Here is an 18,346-nt window from a genome sequence, read left to right as displayed (position 1 = left end):
CATCCGGGTGTTGGCGTCCTCGGTCCGGGGCGAGGAAGATAGCGACATGAGTCCCGCCACCCCGGTCACCGACCGAGGCGATGACGTCGCAGACGACGGTCGTGCCGAGTCGGCGGACGAGCGTGCCGACCGCAACTGGAACGAGCTGCTTCAGGAGTTGCGCGTCCTGCAGACGGGCACCCAGATCCTGACCGGTTTTCTGCTGGCTCTCGCCTTCCAACCGGCGTTCCGCGACCTGAGCGGGCCGCAGCGGGTGTTCTATCTGACCCTCGTCGTGCTGGCAGCACTCAGTGCGATCGTCGCCCTGTCGCCGGTGGCCCTCCATCGCGGCTTGTTCCGCCGCCGGGCCAAGCCCGCAGTCGTCGCGTTCGGTCACACGGCTCTGCTGTTCGCGCTGGTGACGGTATCGGTCCTGCTAGTGGGCGTGGTCGTCTTCGTCTTCGACGTCGTGGTCAGCACTGCGGCATCCTGGGTAGCGGGGGGCGCGCTGGCGTTCCTCATAGCTCTGCTCTGGGTGGTCTCACCGCTCATCTACCGCCACCGCCGTTCGGAGGACCGATGACAGCTCTCGCCGTGGCCCAGTTCGCGCCCGCGGCCGACGTCGACGACAACCTCCGCGCGATCGCCGGGTTCGTCGAACGCGCTCGGTCGCGCGGAGCCCAGATCGTCCTTTTCCCGGAGTACTCGAGCTACTTCGTCGACCCGTTCGACGAGACGCTCCGCGAGAACGCCCAGGACCTCCAGGGTCCGTTCGTCGAGGGGCTCGGCGACCTCGCACGTCGTCACGGCGTGCACATCGTCGCGGGCCTTCTGGAGCGGGCTTCGGACGCCGAGCGCGTGCGCAACACGGTCGTGGCCGTGGGACCCGACGGGCTCGTCGCGTCGTACCGCAAACTGCACCTCTACGATGCCTTCGGGCAGCGCGAGTCCGACTGGGTCGAGCCCGGTGCGATCGCACCGCCGGAGACCTTCGAGATCGACGGCGTGCGCTTCGCGCTGATGACCTGTTACGACCTGCGGTTCCCGGAGATCGGCCGCGTACTCGCCGACACCGGCGCGCACGTCGTCCTCGTTCCCGCACAGTGGGTGCGCGGCCCGCTGAAGGAATTGCAGTGGAACACGCTGCTGCGGGCTCGCGCTATCGAGAACACCTTCTTCGTCGCGGCCGCGGACCATCCGCCGCCGCTGGGGGTCGGCAACTCCGGGGTTTTCGATCCGCAGGGTGTGGAGATCGCCGCGGTGGGAACGTCGAGCGACGTCGCCGTTGCCCACATCGACGTCCGTGCGGTCGAGCGCGTCCGACGGGTCAACCCCGCGCTTCGGCTGCGCCGCTTCGAGGTCGTGCCCCGGTCAGAAGGCCCGCGCGAGTCGAGCTGACGCCTCGGCCAGGACGTCCGGGCGCTTGCAGGCGGCGAACCTCACCAGCGTGGCGTACTCGGTCCGGTGCGCGGGCGACGCGAAGGCCGTCAGCGGGATCGCCACGACACCCGCACGGTCCGGCAGCTCCCGGCAGAACGCGTCGCCGTCGGAAGCCCCGAGGGGCGCGGCATCCGCCACGGTGAAGTACGAACCGGCCGGGGTCGACACGGCGAAGCCGGCCTCGCGCAGCCCGGCGCCGAGGAGATCCCGACCCGCGCGCAGACGATCGGCGATACCCGAGAAGACGCCGTCGGGAAGCCGCAGTCCGGCGGCGACGGCAAGCTGGAACGGGCCGGCGTTGACGTACGTGAGCCATTGCTTGACCGCGAGGACTGCGCGGACGAGCTCGGCGGGGCCCGTGACCCACCCGACCTTCCAGCCCGTCACCGAGAACGTCTTGCCTGCGGACGAGATCGACAGCGTCCGCCCAGCGGCGCCGGGCAGGGTCGCGATCGGGACGTGGGGCGCGTCGAAGGTCAGGTGTTCGTACACCTCGTCCGTGACGATCACGGCGTCGTGCCGATGCGCCAAGCGGACGATCTCGTCGATCGTCTCGCGCGAGAAGACCGTCCCGGTCGGATTGTGCGGGTCGTTGACCAGGATGATGCGGGTGCGATCGGTGACGGCTGCGGCGAGCTCGTCGAGGTCGGGCTGGAAGTCGGGCCACCGGAGCGGAACGCCCACGAGGCGGGCACCGGACAGCGCGACCAGGGCCGCATACGCGTCGTAGTAGGGCTCGAAGACGACGACTTCGTCATCCGGGCCGTCGACCAGCGCAAGCACCGTCGCGGCGAGAGCCTCGGTAGCGCCGGCGGTCACCAGCACCTGCGTGTCGGCGTCGAGCTCGATGCCGTACCAACGCGACTGGTGCTCGGCGATCGCGGCCAGCAGTTCCGGCTCTCCGCGACCGGGCGGGTACTGGTTACGGCCGCCGGCGATGGCCGCGCGCGCGGCCTCGAGGACCTCTTGCGGCCCGTCCTCGTCGGGGAAGCCCTGACCCAGGTTGATCGCGCCCGTTCGAGCGGCGAGCGCGGTCATCTCGGCGAAGATGGTGGGGACGGGCAGACCGTCATCGGTCAGGAGACCCGCGCCTCGTGCGGCGCGGCGCCACGCGCCGGGAACCTCGTGCATCCGGCTCAGGCTACACGCATAGGCGTGTCCCATCCTCGGCATAGGCAAACCACAGCATGGGGCGGCAACCTGTTCTTGCTTGGACAAAGGAGCAACCTCGATGAGCGATCAGAACTTCCCCGACGACCGGACTCCCGACGCGCGCAGCGACGCCGAGCAGCCTGCCGACCACGCCCGTACCTCGCCCGTGTCGGCACCTGACGCGGCAGCGACGCCGCGCGCCGACGCGACCATCCCGCCCCGCCCGCCGCTGCCCGTCGCGCCGGCGGACCCCGGCCCGGCCTTCCACACCCAGCCGACTCAGCCCTACGGCCAGCCCGCACCGCACAGTGGCGCTCCGGCCTTCGGTCAGCCCTTCGCGACGACCGCGGCCCCCGAGTCCCACGACCGAAGCAAGGTCGGAGGCGGGAAGATCGCGGCGATCCTCGTTGCGGCGGCCCTCGTCGGTGGTGCGGCCGGTGTCGGTGGCGCGGCGGCGGTGGGATCGTCGTTCGTCGCGGCTCCCGCTTCCCAGAGCTCTGGCCCGTCGTCGATCACCGTCAACAACCCCGACTCGGTCAACGCGACCACGGCCATCGCGACGAAGGTGCTGCCGAGTGTCGTGACCATCTCCGCCTCGTCCGGCACCTCCGGCGGCACGGGCTCCGGCGTGATCCTCAGCGAAGACGGCTACGTGCTGACGAACACGCACGTGGTCACGCTCGACGGAGCCACCGGCGACCCGAAGCTCTCGGTCACCACCTCGGACGGCCGGGTGTACGCGGCCACGATCGTGGGCACCGACCCGACGTACGACCTCGCGGTCATCAAGCTGACCGACGCCTCGGGCCTCACCCCCATCGAGTTCGCCGACTCGAGCAAGCTCAACGTCGGCGACCAGACGGTCGCCGTGGGCGCGCCTCTGGGGCTGTCCAACACCGTCACGACGGGCATCGTGAGCGCGCTGAACCGCTCGATCCAGATCGCGTCGTCGGCGGCGCCCGAATCGGAAGGCGGATCGCAGCAGGAGACCCCGGGCGGGCGCACGCCGTTCGAGTTCGATTTCGGCCAGGGGCAGCAGACGCCGTCCCAGCCGAAGTCGTCGATCGCGATCTCGGTCATCCAGACCGACGCCGCCATCAACCCGGGCAACTCCGGCGGCGCGCTCGTCGATGGCAAGGGCCGACTGATCGGCATCAACGTCGCGATCGCGAGCGCGGGCGGGGCGTCCACCGAGGCCGGCTCCATCGGTGTCGGGTTCGCCATCCCCTCGACGGTCGCCGAACGCGTCGCGAACGAGATCATCGACAACGGCTCGGCTACCCACGGCCTCCTCGGCGCGACGGTCGGAGATGCCGCTGCGGCACCCGGCGCGACGCGTGCCGGCGCTCTCATCAATGAGGTGAGCTCGGGTGGTGCCGCCGCGTCGGCGGGCCTGCGCAACGGCGACATCGTGACGGAGTTCAACGGGATCGCCATCACCGATCAGGTCGACTTGACCGCACAGGTGCGCGCACTGGCCGCAGGCAGCGAAGCCAAGCTCACGTATGTGCGTGACGGCCGTGAGCAGACCGCGACCGTGACCCTCGGCCAGTTGCAGCAGTAAGCGCCGTACCGGCCCGGACGCCACCCCGCGATAGGCTCGCGGGGTGGCGTCCTTCTCGTTCGGCGCGGGCAATGTGCGCAAGGTCCTGCGCATCCCCGCCTATCTCGCGGGACGGCTCGCCACCCTCGTGATCCCGCGTGATCGATCCGCTTGGGTGTTCGGGTGCGCCGTCGGCATCGCCGATGGGGCGCTCGCCCTCTGGCAGGCGGCGCCCCGTCGCCGGGCCGTGTGGCTGGTGTCGTCGCAGCGGCAGGCCGACGATGCGAAGCGCCTCGGCATCCCGACCGTGCAGCGGGACTCGCTTGCGGGCTTCTGGTATACGGCCCGGGCGGGGGTCGTCGTGGTCACGCATGGTCTGGGCGACGTCAATCGCTACGGCGTCGGCGGTGCGTTCCTCGTGCAACTGTGGCATGGCATCCCCCTGAAGCGGATCGGCCTCGACGCGCCGGTCACGACGGACCCCGGTCGGCTGGGCGGTGTTCCCGGCATCCGGCGACTCTTGGCTCTGGCGTATCGGCGCACGCAGGCTCAGATCGACCTCCTGCCGGCGGCGTCCCACCGCGTGCGCGGCCGCCTGGAGAGCGCCTTCGGGCTCGACGACAGCCATGTGCCCGTGCTCGGTGAGCCGCGGGTCGACGTGCTCTCGCCCGCCGACCGCCCACAGGGGCGACAGGACGCGCGTCGGCGCCTCGAGACCGCGGTCCCCGGCCTCGCAGATGCTCTTGCCGTGCTGTACGCGCCGACCTGGCGCGACGGAGACCCCGATCCGGCGACGCCCGACGCTGCCGACTGGCAGCGCATCCTCACCGTTCTCGAGGCGCACGACGCCGTTCTCCTGGTCCGCTCTCATCCCCTGGGCGGGGGCGACTACACCCCACCGTCGCCGACGCCGCGCGTCCGCATACTCGGGAGCGACCTCGTCCCGGACGTGACGCCCCTGCTCCCGGCCATGGACGCGCTCGTCACGGATTACTCCTCTCTCGTCTACGACGCCGGGCTCGTGCCGCTGCCGACGCTCTTCCTGGCCCCCGATGTCGAGCGCTACGCCCGCACTCGCGGCTTCTACGGCACCTACGGGGAGGTCGCGGGCGACGACGCCGCCCGATCGTGGCCCGAGCTGTGCTCGCAGCTCGACGAGCTCCTCGCGGGAGGACCGGAAACGGATCGTCGTCGCCGCCGATCGGCTGAGCTGAGCCTGCGCATGCACGCGTGGCGAGACGGCGGGAACGCGCGTCGAGTACACGAGGCGATCGTCGCTGCGGTGCCGGAAGCTGCAGGGGAGCGGTCATGATGCGTATCGGGTTCGATGTCGAGGGCTCGCTCGTCCTCACCGTGAGTGGTGCCGGGCCCGCTCCAGGCGAGGTTCAGGTCGTCGGCCCGCGGGCGCGATCTCGCGCCGAGGTGACGACTGTGGCCGGCGGCTGGACGGCGCGTGTCCCTCTGCACGCGTCCCGCTGGGGCGGCGCCTCCCTCCCGCTGCCCGGGGGAAGCTACGACCTCGTCATCGACGGCGTCCGAATGCAGGGCGACGGCGGCCAGGACACCGAGATGCCGGCGCCCTTCCACGGGAGCACGCTTCGCGCGAGCTGGGACGGAGCACTGCTGCGCATCGGGCCGCCCGTCGATCCGGCGCTCGCGTCGGGAGAGGGGAGTCGGGCCCTCGAACAGCGCTATGCCGCTCACCGCGGACCCCTCGAGAACGCCGTCTTCTTCGAGAGCTTCTACGGCCGGAGCGCGAGCGACAATCCGCTCGCGATCGACCGCGAACTGGCGCGCGTGGCTCCCGCAGTCACCCGCTATTGGAGCGTTGTCGATCTTTCGGTCGCGGTGCCCGAGGGAGCGATCGCCGTGGTCGACGGAAGCCCCGAATGGTGGCGAGCCCGGGGCGCCGCCCGACTGCTTGTGGTCAACGACTGGCTGCGCCGGCAGTTCGTCCGGAAACCGGGTCAGGTCGTCCTCCAGACCTGGCACGGTACGCCTCTGAAACGACTCGCTCTCCACCGGCCGGGCTTCGACCCGCGACGGGTCCTCGCCGTGTTCCGTGAGAGCAGGCGCTGGGACATCCTCCTCGCCCAGAACCCCTACAGCGCACGTGTGCTCCGGGCGGCGTACGCGTTCCGGCGCAAGCCGGTGTGGGTCGAAGGGTATCCGCGGACGGATGAACTGCACACCGGCGATCGGGAAGCCGTGCGCGCGTCTCTCGGGATCGATGCCGGAGAGCAGGTGCTGCTGTATGCGCCCACGTGGCGCGACGACCGTGAGACGATCGTCGACTTCCTCGATCTGCCGGCGCTCGCCGAGGCGACCGGCGCCGTGGTGCTGGTCCGCGGGCACTCGCGGACGCTGGCGCCCGGCGCCGACGAGCGCGGGGCCCGCGTGATCGATGTGACGTCGTACCCCGACCTGGCTGCGCTTCAGCTCGCCTCGGACGCACTCATCACCGACTACTCGTCCGTCATGTTCGACTACTCCGTCACCGGGCGGCCGATGTACTTCTTCGTTCCCGACCTCGAGCACTACCGCGGTGAGCTGCGCGGGTTCTACTTCGATCTGACGGATGCGGCCCCCGGTCCGGTCGTGCGGACGCAGAAGGAACTGGTTCGCGCCATCACCTCCGGCGAGGGGGGCGACCCCGAGCGGTACGCCCGCTGGCGCGCCCGGTTCAACGCTCGTGATGACTCTCGGGCCGCAGAGCGCGTGGTCGCGCGGATCCTCGACCAGGGATTGGTCTCGCGCGATTGACCTAGGGAAGCGGCGTGTTCCGCTCGAGGCGCGATGTGTCGACGGTGCCCCGCGCCCCGCGCGCGGCGCCCTGCAGAAAGCCGACGCCCCATGACAGATGCATGGACGGCAGGACCGCGAGGGTCCAGAGGCGGTCTCGCAGTCCGCGACCGCCGCCGCGCCCGGCCGCGACGACGGCGATGAGGACCGCGTAGGCCGCGACAGGCGCATGGACGATCGACAGCAGGATGCCGGCGCGTCCCGGCGCCGCTCCGAGGAGCTGGGCCGCGCCGACGACGAGCGATGCGGCGGTCGCCACGACGAGTGCCGGGGGAGCGAAGAAGCGCAGACCGTTCCGTCTGCCGAAACGTCGTACGAGCTCGCCCCGCCATGAGCCGGTCGCCCGGAACTGCCGTACGAGGCGGGACCAGCTGTCGCGAGGCCAATAGGTGACGTGCAGGTCGGGGTCGAACCACACCCGATACCTGGCTCGCCGGATGCGGAGGTTGAGCTCCCAATCCTCGCCGCGGCGGATTCCTTCGTCGAACAACCCGACCTCGTCGAGGACGCTGCGCCGCATCACGCCCAGGTAGGCGGATTCGGCGGGGCCCTCGGTGGTACCGCCGTGGTATGCGCCGCCGCCGAGCCCGATGCGCGAGTTGTAGGCGCGGGCCACCGCTCGCTGGAAAGCGCTTCGGCCTTCGGCGCGCATCACACCGCCGACGTTCGCCGCCTGCACCCGAGCGAGCGTGTCGAGTGCGGCGCGAGTGTACCCGGGCTCGAGCTCCGAATGCGCGTCGACCCGCACGATCGTCGGGTAGCGAGCCGCCTGGATCGCGATGTTCAAGCCGACGGGGATGTGAGCCGCGGGGTTTCGGACGAGGCGGATCCTCGGCTCCTCGTCGGCGAGGCGGCGGGCGACCGCGTCCGTTCCATCGGAGGACGGGCCGAGCGCGAGGATCACCTCGATCGGCGCGTCGAGGTCCTGTGCGAGCGCGCTGCGCACCGCGTGTTCGAGGTAGTCGCGCTCATTGAGCACGGGGATGACGAAGGACACGCCCGCGCCTCGGTCCGGTACGGGCGCCGGACGCCATCCGTGCGCGTCGTCATGCATCCGTCGATCATGTCACGCGTCCCAGCTCCGGCTGACCCGCTCGGTACCCTGGAAGGGTGGGAATCATCTCGGACGTCCGAAAAGCCGTCGCACTGGTTCGGCGTGCCGTCTCGAACCGGGCCGCGTACGTCGACGTGCGACGCTCCCTCTCCAGGGCGCCGCAGCCACCCGCCGGTCACTTCCGCATCGCGGTGTACTTCGCCGACGGTGACGTGAACATGTACCAGATACGGCAGTGGTACAAGCCGCTCCAACTCCTCGCGAAGACCTGGCCGGTCGTCGTCATCAGCCGCAGCGCCACCGGCGCGCAGGCGATCCTCGCCGATGGTGCGCTGCCCGTCCTGTTCGCCCCGACCGTCCGGGCCCTCGAATCGGTCGTCGCCGCGCAGGACATCCGGGTCGTCCTGTACGTCAATCAGAACACCCGCAACTTCCAGATGTTCCGCTACGGGCACCGGTGGCACGTGTTCATCAATCACGGTGAGTCCGACAAGATGTACATGACGACGAACCAGTTCAAGGCGTACGACTACGCCCTGATCGCCGGTGACGCCGCTCGAGAGCGTCTCGGGCGCGTTCTCTGGGACTACGACCTCGACGCGCGCACGATCGCGATCGGTCGGCCGCAGGCGGACCACTTCTCGGGATCCCTTCCGTACCCCGAGGACCGCCGCCGCGTCATCCTCTATGCGCCCACCTGGGAAGGCGACCGCCCCGCAGCGCACTACGGCTCGATCGCCTCGCACGGCGAGGCTCTGGCGGCCGCGGTCCTCGCGTCGCCGCAGCACCGGCTGATCTATCGCCCGCATCCGAGGTCCGGGGTCGTCGACGCGGCGTACGGTGACGCGCATCGGCGCATCGTCGCGGCGATCGCCGCCGCTAACAGCGCTGACCCACTCGCTCATCACGTGTACGACGATGGTCCCGAGCTGGGGTGGCAGCTCGCCGCCGCCGATCTCGCCGTCGTCGACATCTCCGCGATGATCTACGACCGGCTGGCGGTCGCGAAGCCGCTGCTCGTCACCCGGCCCGCGGATCCGGCAGCGCTCGTCGATACGGGCGGCTACCTCGCGGATGCCGCCTGGCTCAACGCGGCCTCGGCGGCGTCGATCGTCGAGATGGCAGACCGCATCGCCGACGACCCCGACGCATCCGGGCGCCTGCGCGGGTGGTCGCGTCACTACTTCGGCGACACATCGCCGGGGGCCGCGACCGCGCGCTTCCACGCCGCGATCGAACTGCTCATGCAGCGATGGACGGAGTGGGACGCACGCACGGTCACCGTCGCCGACGAACGCGACGAGGCGGAGTTCGACGACGCCTGACGGGGACCCTCGCCGGCTTCAGAAGCCGGCGAACCCGATCATCGCCGCGCCGGCGAGGAAGAGTGCCGCGAGCGCGATGGCGATCACGACGAGCACCAGATGCACGGTGAAGAACCGGGTACGCCGCCCGTCGGCACCCCGCGCGCGCGGGTCACGTGCGACACGTCGCAAGAAGGTCGGCCACGTGACGATGTTGAAGACGGCGCCCACGAGGAGGACCGTCACGACGAAAGCGATCATGATTCTCTCCGATCGACGGAAGCGTCGTTCGCATCGTCTTCTCGAGCGCTGCGACGCTCGACACGCCGGAAGGGTCGAGAGGCGAGCGAGCCGATCTGACGGCCGCCCTCGGCGAACGCGCCGCTGATCCGACGCGCTACGAGCGCCGGACCTCGTCCGTTCGGTTGATTTTCGTCTCCGGGATCCAGCGTCGCCGGGAACACGCTCGGGACAATGCCGAAGGCCCGGCGTGCGCCCGAGATGACGCGGCGCCCGAGGATGTGGTTGCCCGTCCCGCCGATCGCGGCGCCGATGCCGAACGGAAGCGCCTTGCCGACGACCGACGCGCCTCCCGCCGCAGCGAAGCGTCGCAGGAAGGCGTGCTTCAACCGGTCGAGCACGGGGCCGACCGCGGTACGAGGGAGGGATGACGTCACGAGTTCACCCCAGTAGGAGCTGCGCGGTGCGCCCTTCCCGCTGGCCTGTCGCGCGAACTGACCGACCAGATCCGCGCCCTCGCGACCGAGCATGAGGGCGAGAACCAGAGCTCGAGCGCGATCGGGGTTGTCGACCGGGATGCCGTGCAGTTCTGCGAGGGACTGCGCGAACAGAGCCGTCGCTTCGAGGAACCCCGCCGTCTCGACGCCGCTGAGGGCGAGCGTCGTGGCCGTGCCGATCCCGGGAATCACCGCCGTGGCACCGACGGCCGCGCCGCCCGTGGTGACCGCCGTGAGGTATCGACGTTCGAGCATCTGCACGACCTGAGCAGTCGTGGCATCGGGGTGCCGCTGCCGGATGCCGCGCAGATGTGCCAGGACGACCGGACGCTGCACGGCGAGAAGCCGATCGAGGGTGCGGACGGTCAGCGGATGCTGCGCGCCCTCAGGATCGCCCGGGTCGCGGCGTGGAGCGTCGTCGGGAAGAGAGTCGATGCGATGCACCTTTCGGGCCATGACACTCATCCTCTCGCGCCGTGGGCGCGGCGGGGTCAGACGTAGAGGTTCGCGCGCTCGAGATCTTCCGCGAAGTCGACCTCGACGGCGTAGAGGTCGGAGATGTCCATCGGCTCCAGCAGCAGGCCGTTCTCGGCGATCGCGAGCTCGAGTCCGCGCTCGAAGTAGTCCTGGTCGTCGACACGACCGAGCTGCGCGATGAGAGCCTTTTTGTCGCGCCCGGAGATGTAGTTGATGCCGACCGCTTCGCCGATGCCGCCCCGGACGGTCTTGGAGAGCTCCTTGATGAACCCCTCGCCGCTGACGGTGTACTTGACCTCTTCGTCGCTCACCTTCGCGGTGTTGACCGTGACGAACGACTGATCCCGCTCGATGAGCGAGACGGCGCGTCCGAGCACGCGGGGGTCGAACACGACGTCGCCGTTCATCCAGAGCACGCCGCCGCGGCCCGAGGCCTTGAGTGCGCGCAGCAGGCTCTGCGAGGTGTTCGTCTCGTCGTAGCGGGCGTTGTAGACGTAGTCGACATCCGGGAATGCGTCGACGATCGTCTCGGCGCGGTAGCCGACGACGGTCGTGATGCGCGCGTCGTCGCCGAAAGCGGCGCGGATGTTGTCATGCTGCTGCTGCATGATGCTCCGGCCGTCGTTCAGCTCGGTCAGCGGCTTGGGGAGGGAGCGGCCCAGACGGGAACCCATCCCTGCGGCGAGGATCACGATCTGAAGGCCCACGAGCATCTCCTGAAGTTACGAGTTAGATCAGTATTCACCGAGGTGAAACCCCGGCAGAGTCTTTTTCATGGTAGCGACCGCTTCTGGGAGCTCGCCGGAACACTCGGAGCCGTTGCGCTTTCGTGACCTTCCTGGTAGCGCGATTCTCGGTGTTTGCTGATGACGACGAGCCGTGGGGCCGACCACCCGCTTGATAGGTTTGGGGGGTGACAGACGACACCTCCGCCCCCCAGATCGAGAAGCGTGTCGAGTCGCCTGTCGATACCTCTGTGCCACCTCTGCCGGACATCCCCGCCGAGGTCGCTGCGGCCGGACTCGCGGTCGCCGCGACGTCGGCTGCCGCCTCGCCCGAAGAAGCGTCGACGGACCGCAAGGAGTCCCCCGTGAAGACGGCGAAGCCGCGGAAGCCGCGCGCGCCGGGGGCACCCGCGGCGAAGAAGTCCCCGCGGAAGCCGCGCTCCGCGAGCGCTTCGACCGCGGCGGGTACGACGCCGCCCAAGCCTGAGATTCCCGCAGCCGTCGCTGCGGCCGCGTTTGTGGCACCGGCGGAGGACGCCGCGCGTGAGAACGCGGAGCCGGATGGCATGGCATCGAGCGATGCGATCCTGGGCGACGCGGCATCCGCGCCCGCTGAGCCGCACGACGAGGCAGCGACGGACGCGGCTGAACCGGAGAGCGCCCCGGCGACCGAGCCTGAGCCGGAGCCAGAGCCCTCGCCGGAGCCCGAGCCTGAGCCGGAGCCAGAACCCCAGCCGGAACCGGAACCTGAGCCCGAGCCCCTGCCGGAACCCGAGCCAGAGCCTGAGCCGGAACCCGAGCCGGAGCCGGAGCCGAGGCCGGACCCCGAGCCCGTCGTCACCGCGCCGGCGGCCGATGCTGTGGCTGATGTGGGGACGGAAGCCGCGCCCCCGGCGCTGCGTCTGCGCGGCGTCACCAAGGCCTACGGCGAGGCGCGTGCAGTCGACCGCATCGACCTCGAGATCCCCGCGGGGTCGTTCTACGGGCTGGTGGGTCCGAACGGTGCCGGCAAGACGACCACGCTGTCGATGATCGCCGGACTCCTCCGTCCCGACGAGGGGGCTGTCGAGATCGCGGGCATCGACATCCGTCGAGACCCGGCCAGGGCGAAGCGGCAGATGGGCGTCCTGCCCGACCGCCTGCGGACCTTCGACCGGCTGTCCGGCCGTCAGCTCCTGTACTACTACGGCGTCCTGCGGGGACTGAAGCCCGCGGTCGTCGAGAATCGCATCAACGACCTCGCTGCGGCCTTCGATCTGACCGACGCGCTCGGACGCAGCGTCTCGGATTACTCGGCCGGCATGACGAAGAAGGTCATGCTCGCGGGTGCCATGATCCACGCGCCGCGCCTTCTCGTGCTCGACGAGCCCTTCGAGTCGGTGGATCCCGTATCGAGCGCCGCCATCCTCGACATCCTGCAGAAGTACGTCGCCCACGGCGGCACCGTCATCCTGTCGAGTCACGGCATGGAACTCGTCCAGCGCGCCTGCTCCGGCGTCGCCGTTCTCGTCGGCGGCCGCATCCTGGCAGCCGGGACGGTCGACGAGGTGCGGGACGGGCGCACGCTGGAACAGCGGTTCCTCGAACTTGCCGGCGGGACCAGCGCGGTGGAGGGCCTCGAATGGTTGCACACGTTCTCCGACTGAGGTTCGACGTCCTGGTCGGGGCGCTGCGATTCCACCGTGCCCGCGCTCTGACAGCGCTGGCCGCGGCCGTCGTGCTGGTCGGTGCGATCGTCCTCGCGCTCCTGCGCCTGCAGGACGCGCCCCTCGCGAGCGCACTGGTGGTGCTCGCGGTCGGTGGGGCGGCCGTGTCGGCCTGCTTCGCGGTGGTGCCGTTGGTCACTCCCGTTCGCGACCCTCTCGATCCGCGCGCCTTCATCGTGACCGGCCGTGACTGGCGGCTCGTCGCGGCCGCGACCGCCGCGGCCAGTCCGCTGAGTCTGCCTTCGGCGGCCGTGATCGTGGTCGCGGTGGCCGTCGCCCTGACCTGGATCGCCCATGGCGTCGACCCGGTAGCGGCGGGTTTCGGCGCCGCGCTGATCGTCGTCACCCAGCTCCTGCTCGCGCGAGTAGCCCTCGGGGTCGCCGCTCTCGTGCTCGCCGACCGCCGGTCGCGCGAGCTGACGACGCTGCTGCTGCTCGGCATCGCGGTGGTCGCGATCCCGGTCGCGGTCTTCCTCGCATCGCTGGACTGGGACGACGGCGTTCCGGGCCCCCTACTCGCTGCGGTGAGGACCCTCGCGGTCACACCTGTCGGGGCGGCGTGGGTCCTGCCCCTCGATCCGCGTCCGGCCGTCGTCATCGTCGCGGTCCTGTCTGTCGCGGCGCTGACCGCAGCATGGATCCTGATCGTGCGACGGATGCTCACCCACACCGAGCGACCCGTATCCGTCCGTGAGCGCCGCGGACTCGGCTGGTTCACCGTCACCCCGGGCACGCCCGGAGGGGCGGTGGCGGCGCGCTCTCTCGTGTATTGGCTGCGTGATCCGCGGTACCTCGTCGACATCGCGATCATCCCGGTCGCGGCCGTCGTCGCGGTCGTGCCTCTCATCATCGTCGGCGTGCCGCATGAGATCGCGGCGCTGATCCCCGCTCCGCTCATCGCCCTCCTGCTCGGTTGGGTCGTCCACAATGACCTCGCGTACGACGGTTCGGCGGTGTGGCTGCACATCTCGAGCGCTGTGCGCGGTGCGTCTGACCGCGTCGGGCGACTCGTGCCGCTGCTCCTGGTCGCACTGCCGCTGCTCGCAATCGCGATCCCGGTGGGAATCGGCATCCACGGCGACTGGAACGTTCTGCCGGTGATGGTCGGGGTGTGCTCCGCGCTGCTCTTCGGTGGCCTCGGCCTCTCGTCGGTGTCGTCCGTCCTTGCTCCCTACGCCGTCGCCCGGCACGGAGACAGTCCGTTCCAGCAGCCCCAGCGCACGGGCGGCGGGGTCGCTCAGGGCGCGGTGCTGGTCGGCGCGCTTCTCGCCGCATCGCCGGCGTTGTGGTGGTCCTGGCGGTTCCTGCAGGGGGAGGCGCACGCGCAGTGGTGGGCTCTCGGAACCGGACTCGGGGTCGGGCTGCTTGTGCTCGCAGTCGGCATCCTCATCGGGGGTCTGCTGTTCGACCGCCGCGGGGACCGGCTGATGGCATTCGCCGAGACGACCTGATCGTTCGCCGATAGAATTCCCGCATGAGCACTCCTCTCGATTCTCCCGACCAGGGCGGTCTCGCGACCCTCGACCGCGAGCTCGAAGAGCTGATCCGCGAGGAGACGATCGAGCCGGGCGACCATGAGCGGTTCTCGCACTACGTCAAGAAGGACAAGATCCTCGAGTCGGCGATCACCGGCAAGCCGGTGCGCGCATTGTGCGGCAAGAAGTGGACGCCGGGTCGTGATCCGGAGAAGTTCCCCGTCTGCCCGACATGCAAGGAGATCTACGAGTCGATGACGCGCTGACGCGTCGTCGCTGGACCCGGCGTTGTCGGCGTTGTGGGCCCAGTCGACGCGGCGACCTCAATCGGCGTCGCGGTAAACCGTGGGGATCGCGGGCTCGGATCGGCTGAGCGCCAGAGCGCGCACCGGCATCTCCTCGATCACGCTGGCGTGGTGGGCGCGGGCGGCGCGAACCCCGGCGGCCCCGATCCATTCGGTCACAGCACGCCCATCCGAGAAGAGCGTCGTCTGCAGTGCGCGCGCGTCGGGGTGCTCGGCAGGGGTGTCGAGCGGCTCGAAGCCGTCGGAGACGACGACGACCTCCTCTTTGGCCGTACCGCCGTCGAGCGCACGGAACGCCGTCTTGCGACCGCCGTGGGAGGCCTTGTCCGTTGACGCCTTCGCGACCGAGAGCCACGATCCGTCATCGTTCTGCCGCGCGACGAGCTTGTACACCATGCCCGCTGTAGGGGTGCCCGAGCCGGTGACGAGTGACGTCCCCACGCCGTATGCGTCGACGGGGGATGCCGCCAGGGACGCGATCGCGTACTCGTCGAGATCGCTCGTGACCGTGATGCGTGTGTCGCGCGCGCCGAGCGCATCGAGCTGCGCGCGGACGTCGGCTGCGACGGTCGGGAGGTCGCCCGAGTCGATCCGAACGCCGCCGAGGCCGGTACCGGCGACTCGGATCGCCGTCGCGACGCCCTCGGTGATGTCGTAGGTGTCGATCAGCAGCGTGGTATCGACGCCGAGAGCGTCGATCTGGCTGCGGAAGGCCGCTTCCTCGGTGTCGTGGAGCAGCGTCCAGGCGTGTGCGGCGGTGCCCATGGTCGGGATGCCCCACGTGCGGCCCGCCTCGAGGTTGCTGGTCGCGCCGAAGCCCGCGATGTGCGCGGCCCGGGCCGCAGCCACCGCGCTGCGCTCGTGCGCACGACGCGAGCCCATCTCGGCGAGCGGGCGGTCACCGGCGGCGATCGCCATACGCGCCGCCGCCGTGGCGACGGCGGAGTCGTAGTTGAGGATGCTGAGCACGAGGGTCTCGAGCACGACTGCCTCGGCGAAGGTGCCCTCGACGGTCAGGACCGGCGAGCCGGGGAAGTAGAGCTCGCCCTCGCGGTATCCGGTGATCGTGCCCGTGAAGCGGTAGTCGGCGAGCCACGCGAGAGTCTGCTCGTCGAGCGCCCCGTGCTCGCGCAGGAACTCCAGCTCCTCGTCGCCGAAGCGGAAGCTCTCGACCTCCTCGAGCAGTCGCCCGGTGCCCGCGACGACGCCGAATCGCCGCCCGCCCGGGAGCCGGCGCGCGAAGACCTCGAACACGCAGTGCCGATCGGCGGTGCCGTCGCGCAGCGCAGCCTGCAGCATCGTGATCTCGTAACGGTCGGTGAGCAGAGCGCTGGAGGCCATGTGTGCCACTGTAGCGACGCCGCATCCCGCTGCAGCGCCTCGGGATGTGAGGGCGCGACGCCAGGTAGGCTCGATGATCGTGAATGACGCGCCCATCGGAATCTTCGACTCGGGTGTGGGCGGGCTCACGGTGGCACGGGCGATCTCGCAGCTGCTGCCGCGAGAGTCGTTGCTCTATATCGGCGACACGGCTCATTCGCCCTACGGCCCGAAGCCCATCGCGGACGTCCGGCGCTACGGGCTCGAGGTCCTCGACACTCTGGTCGACGAGGGCGTGAAGATGCTCGTGATCGCGTGCAACACCGCCTCATCGGCCCTGTTGCGCGACGCGCGGGAGCGCTACGACGTCCCGGTCGTCGAGGTCATCAACCCTGCCGTGCGCGCGGCGATCTCCACCACCCGGAACGGCCGCATCGGCGTCATCGGCACGATCGGCACGATCGCATCCCGCGCGTATCAGGACATGCTCGAGGTCAACGAGCGCCTCGAGGTGTTCGCGGCATCCTGCCCGCGGTTCGTCGAGTTCGTCGAGGCGGGCATCACGCAGTCTCCCGAAGTGCTCGCCGTGGCCGAGGAGTACCTGGCGCCGCTCCGGGACGCCGGGGTCGACACGCTCGTCCTGGGCTGTACCCACTATCCCTTCCTCGAAGGCGCGATCAGCTACGTCATGGGCCCCGACGTCGCGCTCGTGTCGAGCGACTCCGAGACGGCGAAGGACGTGTACCGACAGCTGGTCTCCCGCGGCCTGCTCGCGAACGACGACGCGGTGCCCCGTCACGTCTACGAGGCCACGGGCGACTCCGGCGACGACTTCCTGAACCTGGCCGACCGGCTCATGGGTCGCGGCGTGCCGTCGGTCCGCATGGTCCAGACCGGAGCGATCGTGCTGCCCAAGCTCGCCCCACCCGCATCCTGACCCTCATCCGCCGTCCGATCGGAGACCCCCTCATGACCGATTCCCTGCGCGCCGACGGGCGCACCGCCGACCAGCTCCGCACCGTCATGATCGAGCGCGGCTGGAGCGCCCATGCCGAAGGATCGGCTCTCGTGAGCTTCGGCGGCACGAAGGTGCTCTGCACGGCGTCGTTCACCAACGGCGTCCCGCGCTGGCTGACGGGCAAGGGCAAGGGCTGGGTCACGGCCGAGTACGCCATGCTGCCGCGCGCGACGAACAGCCGGAACGACCGCGAGTCGATCAAGGGCAAGGTCGGCGGGCGGACGCACGAGATCTCGCGTCTCATCGGCCGGGCCCTGCGCGCCGTCGTCGACACGAAGGCGCTGGGCGAGAACACGATCGTCATCGACTGCGACGTGCTGCAGGCCGACGGCGGCACCCGCACCGCCGCGATCACCGGGGCCTACGTCGCTCTGGCCGACGCGATCGAGTGGGGCCGGTCGCAGAAGTTCATCGCACAGCGCTCCGCGCCGCTGGTCGACTCGGTGTCGGCGGTGTCGGTCGGGATCATCGACGGAACGCCGATGCTCGACCTCGCCTACGTCGAGGACGTGCGGGCCGAGACCGACATGAACGTGGTCGTCACCGGCCGCGGGCTCTTCGTCGAGGTGCAGGGCACCGCCGAAGGCGCGCCCTTCGACAAGCGCGAGCTCGACGCGCTGCTCGAGCTCGGTGTGAACGGATGCGCGCAGCTGCGCGACATTCAGGCGGCGACGCTGGCATGACCGGCCGCATCGTCCTGGCCACCCACAACCCGCACAAGGTCGAGGAGTTCCACGCGATCGTCGCGACGGTGCGCCCCGATCTGGAAGTCATCGGCTACGACGGTCCGGAGCCGGTCGAGGACGGCGTCACCTTCACGGAGAACGCGCTGACCAAGGCCCGGGCCGCAGCGGCGCACACGGGATTGCCGGCGCTCGCCGACGACTCGGGGATCTGCGTCGACGCCCTCGGGGGAGCCCCGGGCGCCTTCTCGGCCTACTGGGCCGGCCATAAGAAGGATGCCGCCGCCAACACGGCCCTGCTGCTCGATCAGCTCTCCGACATCGCCGACCCGCGTCGCACCGCGCAGTTCGTGTCGGTCATCGCCCTCGTCGACGGTGACGCCGAGCACGTCGTCGAGGGCGTCTGGCCGGGCCGGCTGGCGACCGAGGCAGCGGGCGAGGGCGGTTTCGGATACGACCCCGTCTTCGTTCCCGACGGACAGTCCGGGCCCGCTCGCACCGTCGCGGAGTGGTCCGCCGCGGAGAAGAACGCCGCGTCGCACCGGGCGCGAGCCTTCGTAGCGCTCACCGAGCTGCTGCGCTCGCTCTGATCCCGCGGGCCACGCGCGCACCAGCGGCCGACGGCC

Annotated in this window: 18 protein-coding genes; 12 read left to right on the top strand and 6 right to left on the bottom strand. The window is 70.3% G+C overall.

The genetic code is table 11. The features are described 5' to 3' along the window. Positions 1 to 46 precede the first annotated feature (46 nt). Together O1W71_RS03110 and O1W71_RS03105 are read left to right on the top strand one after the other, a co-directional pair. Positions 47 to 562 carry a DUF6328 family protein gene (locus O1W71_RS03110; RefSeq protein ID WP_269266495.1) on the top strand — a complete coding sequence of 172 codons (516 nt, stop codon included), beginning with the start codon at positions 47 to 49 and terminating at the stop codon, positions 560 to 562. Then, the gene (locus tag O1W71_RS03105; RefSeq protein ID WP_269266494.1) at positions 559 to 1,377 is read left to right on the top strand and encodes a carbon-nitrogen hydrolase family protein; all 819 of its coding nucleotides are present in this window, start codon (positions 559 to 561) and stop codon (positions 1,375 to 1,377) included. The genes O1W71_RS03110 and O1W71_RS03105 overlap by 4 nt, the downstream gene beginning before the upstream one ends. On the opposite strand, the gene O1W71_RS03100 is transcribed toward O1W71_RS03105, so the two are convergent. Continuing rightward, entirely contained in the window at positions 1,351 to 2,550 is a 1,200-nt protein-coding gene (locus O1W71_RS03100) for an aminotransferase class I/II-fold pyridoxal phosphate-dependent enzyme (RefSeq protein WP_269266493.1), read from the bottom strand. The genes O1W71_RS03105 and O1W71_RS03100 overlap by 27 nt on opposite strands. 100 nt (positions 2,551 to 2,650) lie before the next feature. On the opposite strand from O1W71_RS03100, the gene O1W71_RS03095 reads away from it, so the two are divergent. Genes O1W71_RS03095 through O1W71_RS03085 form a run of 3 tightly spaced genes read left to right on the top strand, consistent with a single transcriptional unit; the run spans position 2,651 to position 6,877 of the window. Continuing rightward, complete coding sequence (locus tag O1W71_RS03095) at positions 2,651 to 4,135, top strand: S1C family serine protease (RefSeq protein WP_269266492.1); 1,485 nt, start codon at positions 2,651 to 2,653, stop codon at positions 4,133 to 4,135. Positions 4,136 to 4,178: 43 nt separating this feature from the next. After that, positions 4,179 to 5,426 carry a CDP-glycerol glycerophosphotransferase family protein gene (locus tag O1W71_RS03090; protein WP_269266491.1) on the top strand — a complete coding sequence of 416 codons (1,248 nt, stop codon included), beginning with the start codon at positions 4,179 to 4,181 and terminating at the stop codon, positions 5,424 to 5,426. Beyond that, on the top strand, positions 5,423 to 6,877 hold the full coding sequence (locus O1W71_RS03085; RefSeq protein ID WP_269266490.1) for a CDP-glycerol glycerophosphotransferase family protein: 1,455 nt from the start codon (positions 5,423 to 5,425) through the stop codon (positions 6,875 to 6,877). Before O1W71_RS03090 ends, O1W71_RS03085 begins: the two co-directional genes overlap by 4 nt. A gap of 1 nt (position 6,878) precedes the next feature. Here the strand turns inward: O1W71_RS03085 and O1W71_RS03080 are convergent, their stop codons facing one another. After that, positions 6,879 to 7,970 (bottom strand): glycosyltransferase, encoded by a 1,092-nt coding sequence (locus tag O1W71_RS03080; protein ID WP_269266489.1) that lies wholly within the window; start codon positions 7,968 to 7,970, stop codon positions 6,879 to 6,881. Between the two features lie 56 nt (positions 7,971 to 8,026). Here O1W71_RS03080 and O1W71_RS03075 point away from each other — a divergent pair, with 56 nt between their 5' ends. Beyond that, the gene (locus O1W71_RS03075) at positions 8,027 to 9,295 is read left to right on the top strand and encodes a CDP-glycerol glycerophosphotransferase family protein (RefSeq protein ID WP_269266488.1); all 1,269 of its coding nucleotides are present in this window, start codon (positions 8,027 to 8,029) and stop codon (positions 9,293 to 9,295) included. An 18-nt stretch (positions 9,296 to 9,313) separates the two neighbouring features. On the opposite strand, the gene O1W71_RS03070 is transcribed toward O1W71_RS03075, so the two are convergent. From O1W71_RS03070 to O1W71_RS03060, 3 genes are read right to left on the bottom strand one after another with little or no spacing between them, the layout of a single operon-like run. Beyond that, positions 9,314 to 9,535, bottom strand: coding sequence for an SCO4848 family membrane protein (locus O1W71_RS03070; protein ID WP_269266487.1), 222 nt, complete (start codon positions 9,533 to 9,535; stop codon positions 9,314 to 9,316). After that, complete coding sequence (locus O1W71_RS03065) at positions 9,532 to 10,467, bottom strand: hypothetical protein (RefSeq protein ID WP_269266486.1); 936 nt, start codon at positions 10,465 to 10,467, stop codon at positions 9,532 to 9,534. The genes O1W71_RS03070 and O1W71_RS03065 overlap by 4 nt, the downstream gene beginning before the upstream one ends. Positions 10,468 to 10,502: 35 nt before the next feature. After that, on the bottom strand, positions 10,503 to 11,195 hold the full coding sequence (locus O1W71_RS03060) for a phosphocholine cytidylyltransferase family protein (RefSeq protein ID WP_112614328.1): 693 nt from the start codon (positions 11,193 to 11,195) through the stop codon (positions 10,503 to 10,505). Positions 11,196 to 11,401: 206 nt separating this feature from the next. On the opposite strand from O1W71_RS03060, the gene O1W71_RS03055 reads away from it, so the two are divergent. The 3 genes from O1W71_RS03055 to O1W71_RS03045 are packed head-to-tail and all read left to right on the top strand — an operon-like array spanning position 11,402 to position 14,660. Next, entirely contained in the window at positions 11,402 to 12,859 is a 1,458-nt protein-coding gene (locus O1W71_RS03055) for an ABC transporter ATP-binding protein (protein ID WP_269266485.1), read from the top strand. Continuing rightward, positions 12,835 to 14,370, top strand: coding sequence for a hypothetical protein (locus tag O1W71_RS03050; protein WP_269266484.1), 1,536 nt, complete (start codon positions 12,835 to 12,837; stop codon positions 14,368 to 14,370). The genes O1W71_RS03055 and O1W71_RS03050 overlap by 25 nt, the downstream gene beginning before the upstream one ends. A gap of 23 nt (positions 14,371 to 14,393) precedes the next feature. Beyond that, positions 14,394 to 14,660: a DUF3039 domain-containing protein gene (locus O1W71_RS03045; RefSeq protein ID WP_023951164.1), complete on the top strand. Its 267-nt coding sequence runs from the start codon at positions 14,394 to 14,396 to the stop codon at positions 14,658 to 14,660. 57 nt (positions 14,661 to 14,717) lie between these two features. Here the strand turns inward: O1W71_RS03045 and O1W71_RS03040 are convergent, their stop codons facing one another. Beyond that, a complete protein-coding gene (locus tag O1W71_RS03040; RefSeq protein ID WP_269266483.1) occupies positions 14,718 to 16,040 on the bottom strand; it encodes a nicotinate phosphoribosyltransferase in 1,323 nt (440 codons plus the stop codon). Between the two features lie 79 nt (positions 16,041 to 16,119). On the opposite strand from O1W71_RS03040, the gene murI reads away from it, so the two are divergent. Genes murI through rdgB form a run of 3 tightly spaced genes read left to right on the top strand, consistent with a single transcriptional unit; the run spans position 16,120 to position 18,310 of the window. Then, positions 16,120 to 16,956 carry a glutamate racemase gene (murI, locus tag O1W71_RS03035; RefSeq protein ID WP_114587995.1) on the top strand — a complete coding sequence of 279 codons (837 nt, stop codon included), beginning with the start codon at positions 16,120 to 16,122 and terminating at the stop codon, positions 16,954 to 16,956. 32 nt (positions 16,957 to 16,988) lie between these two features. After that, on the top strand, positions 16,989 to 17,720 hold the full coding sequence (rph, locus tag O1W71_RS03030) for a ribonuclease PH (protein ID WP_269266482.1): 732 nt from the start codon (positions 16,989 to 16,991) through the stop codon (positions 17,718 to 17,720). After that, positions 17,717 to 18,310: an RdgB/HAM1 family non-canonical purine NTP pyrophosphatase gene (gene rdgB / locus O1W71_RS03025; RefSeq protein ID WP_269266481.1), complete on the top strand. Its 594-nt coding sequence runs from the start codon at positions 17,717 to 17,719 to the stop codon at positions 18,308 to 18,310. The genes rph and rdgB overlap by 4 nt, the downstream gene beginning before the upstream one ends. Positions 18,311 to 18,346 lie beyond the last annotated feature (36 nt).

Origin of the sequence: Microbacterium sp. H37-C3 (assembly GCF_027157935.1) — a bacterium.
Classification (GTDB): Bacteria; Actinomycetota; Actinomycetes; order Actinomycetales; family Microbacteriaceae; genus Microbacterium; species Microbacterium plantarum.
The sequence above is the reverse complement of the archived record's forward strand: the minus strand, read 5'-3'. Positions and strand labels throughout refer to the sequence as shown.

Coding starts and splice junctions, on each gene's coding strand:
- O1W71_RS03110 (WP_269266495.1), top strand. CDS start 47: ATGAGTCCCGCCACCCCGGTCACCGACCGAGGCGATGACGTCGCAGAC.
- O1W71_RS03105 (WP_269266494.1), top strand. CDS start 559: ATGACAGCTCTCGCCGTGGCCCAGTTCGCGCCCGCGGCCGACGTCGAC.
- O1W71_RS03100 (WP_269266493.1), bottom strand. CDS start 2,550: ATGCACGAGGTTCCCGGCGCGTGGCGCCGCGCCGCACGAGGCGCGGGT.
- O1W71_RS03095 (WP_269266492.1), top strand. CDS start 2,651: ATGAGCGATCAGAACTTCCCCGACGACCGGACTCCCGACGCGCGCAGC.
- O1W71_RS03085 (WP_269266490.1), top strand. CDS start 5,423: ATGATGCGTATCGGGTTCGATGTCGAGGGCTCGCTCGTCCTCACCGTG.
- O1W71_RS03080 (WP_269266489.1), bottom strand. CDS start 7,970: ATGCATGACGACGCGCACGGATGGCGTCCGGCGCCCGTACCGGACCGA.
- O1W71_RS03070 (WP_269266487.1), bottom strand. CDS start 9,535: ATGATCGCTTTCGTCGTGACGGTCCTCCTCGTGGGCGCCGTCTTCAAC.
- O1W71_RS03065 (WP_269266486.1), bottom strand. CDS start 10,467: ATGGCCCGAAAGGTGCATCGCATCGACTCTCTTCCCGACGACGCTCCA.
- O1W71_RS03050 (WP_269266484.1), top strand. CDS start 12,835: ATGGTTGCACACGTTCTCCGACTGAGGTTCGACGTCCTGGTCGGGGCG.
- O1W71_RS03045 (WP_023951164.1), top strand. CDS start 14,394: ATGAGCACTCCTCTCGATTCTCCCGACCAGGGCGGTCTCGCGACCCTC.
- O1W71_RS03040 (WP_269266483.1), bottom strand. CDS start 16,040: ATGGCCTCCAGCGCTCTGCTCACCGACCGTTACGAGATCACGATGCTG.
- rph (WP_269266482.1), top strand. CDS start 16,989: ATGACCGATTCCCTGCGCGCCGACGGGCGCACCGCCGACCAGCTCCGC.
- rdgB (WP_269266481.1), top strand. CDS start 17,717: ATGACCGGCCGCATCGTCCTGGCCACCCACAACCCGCACAAGGTCGAG.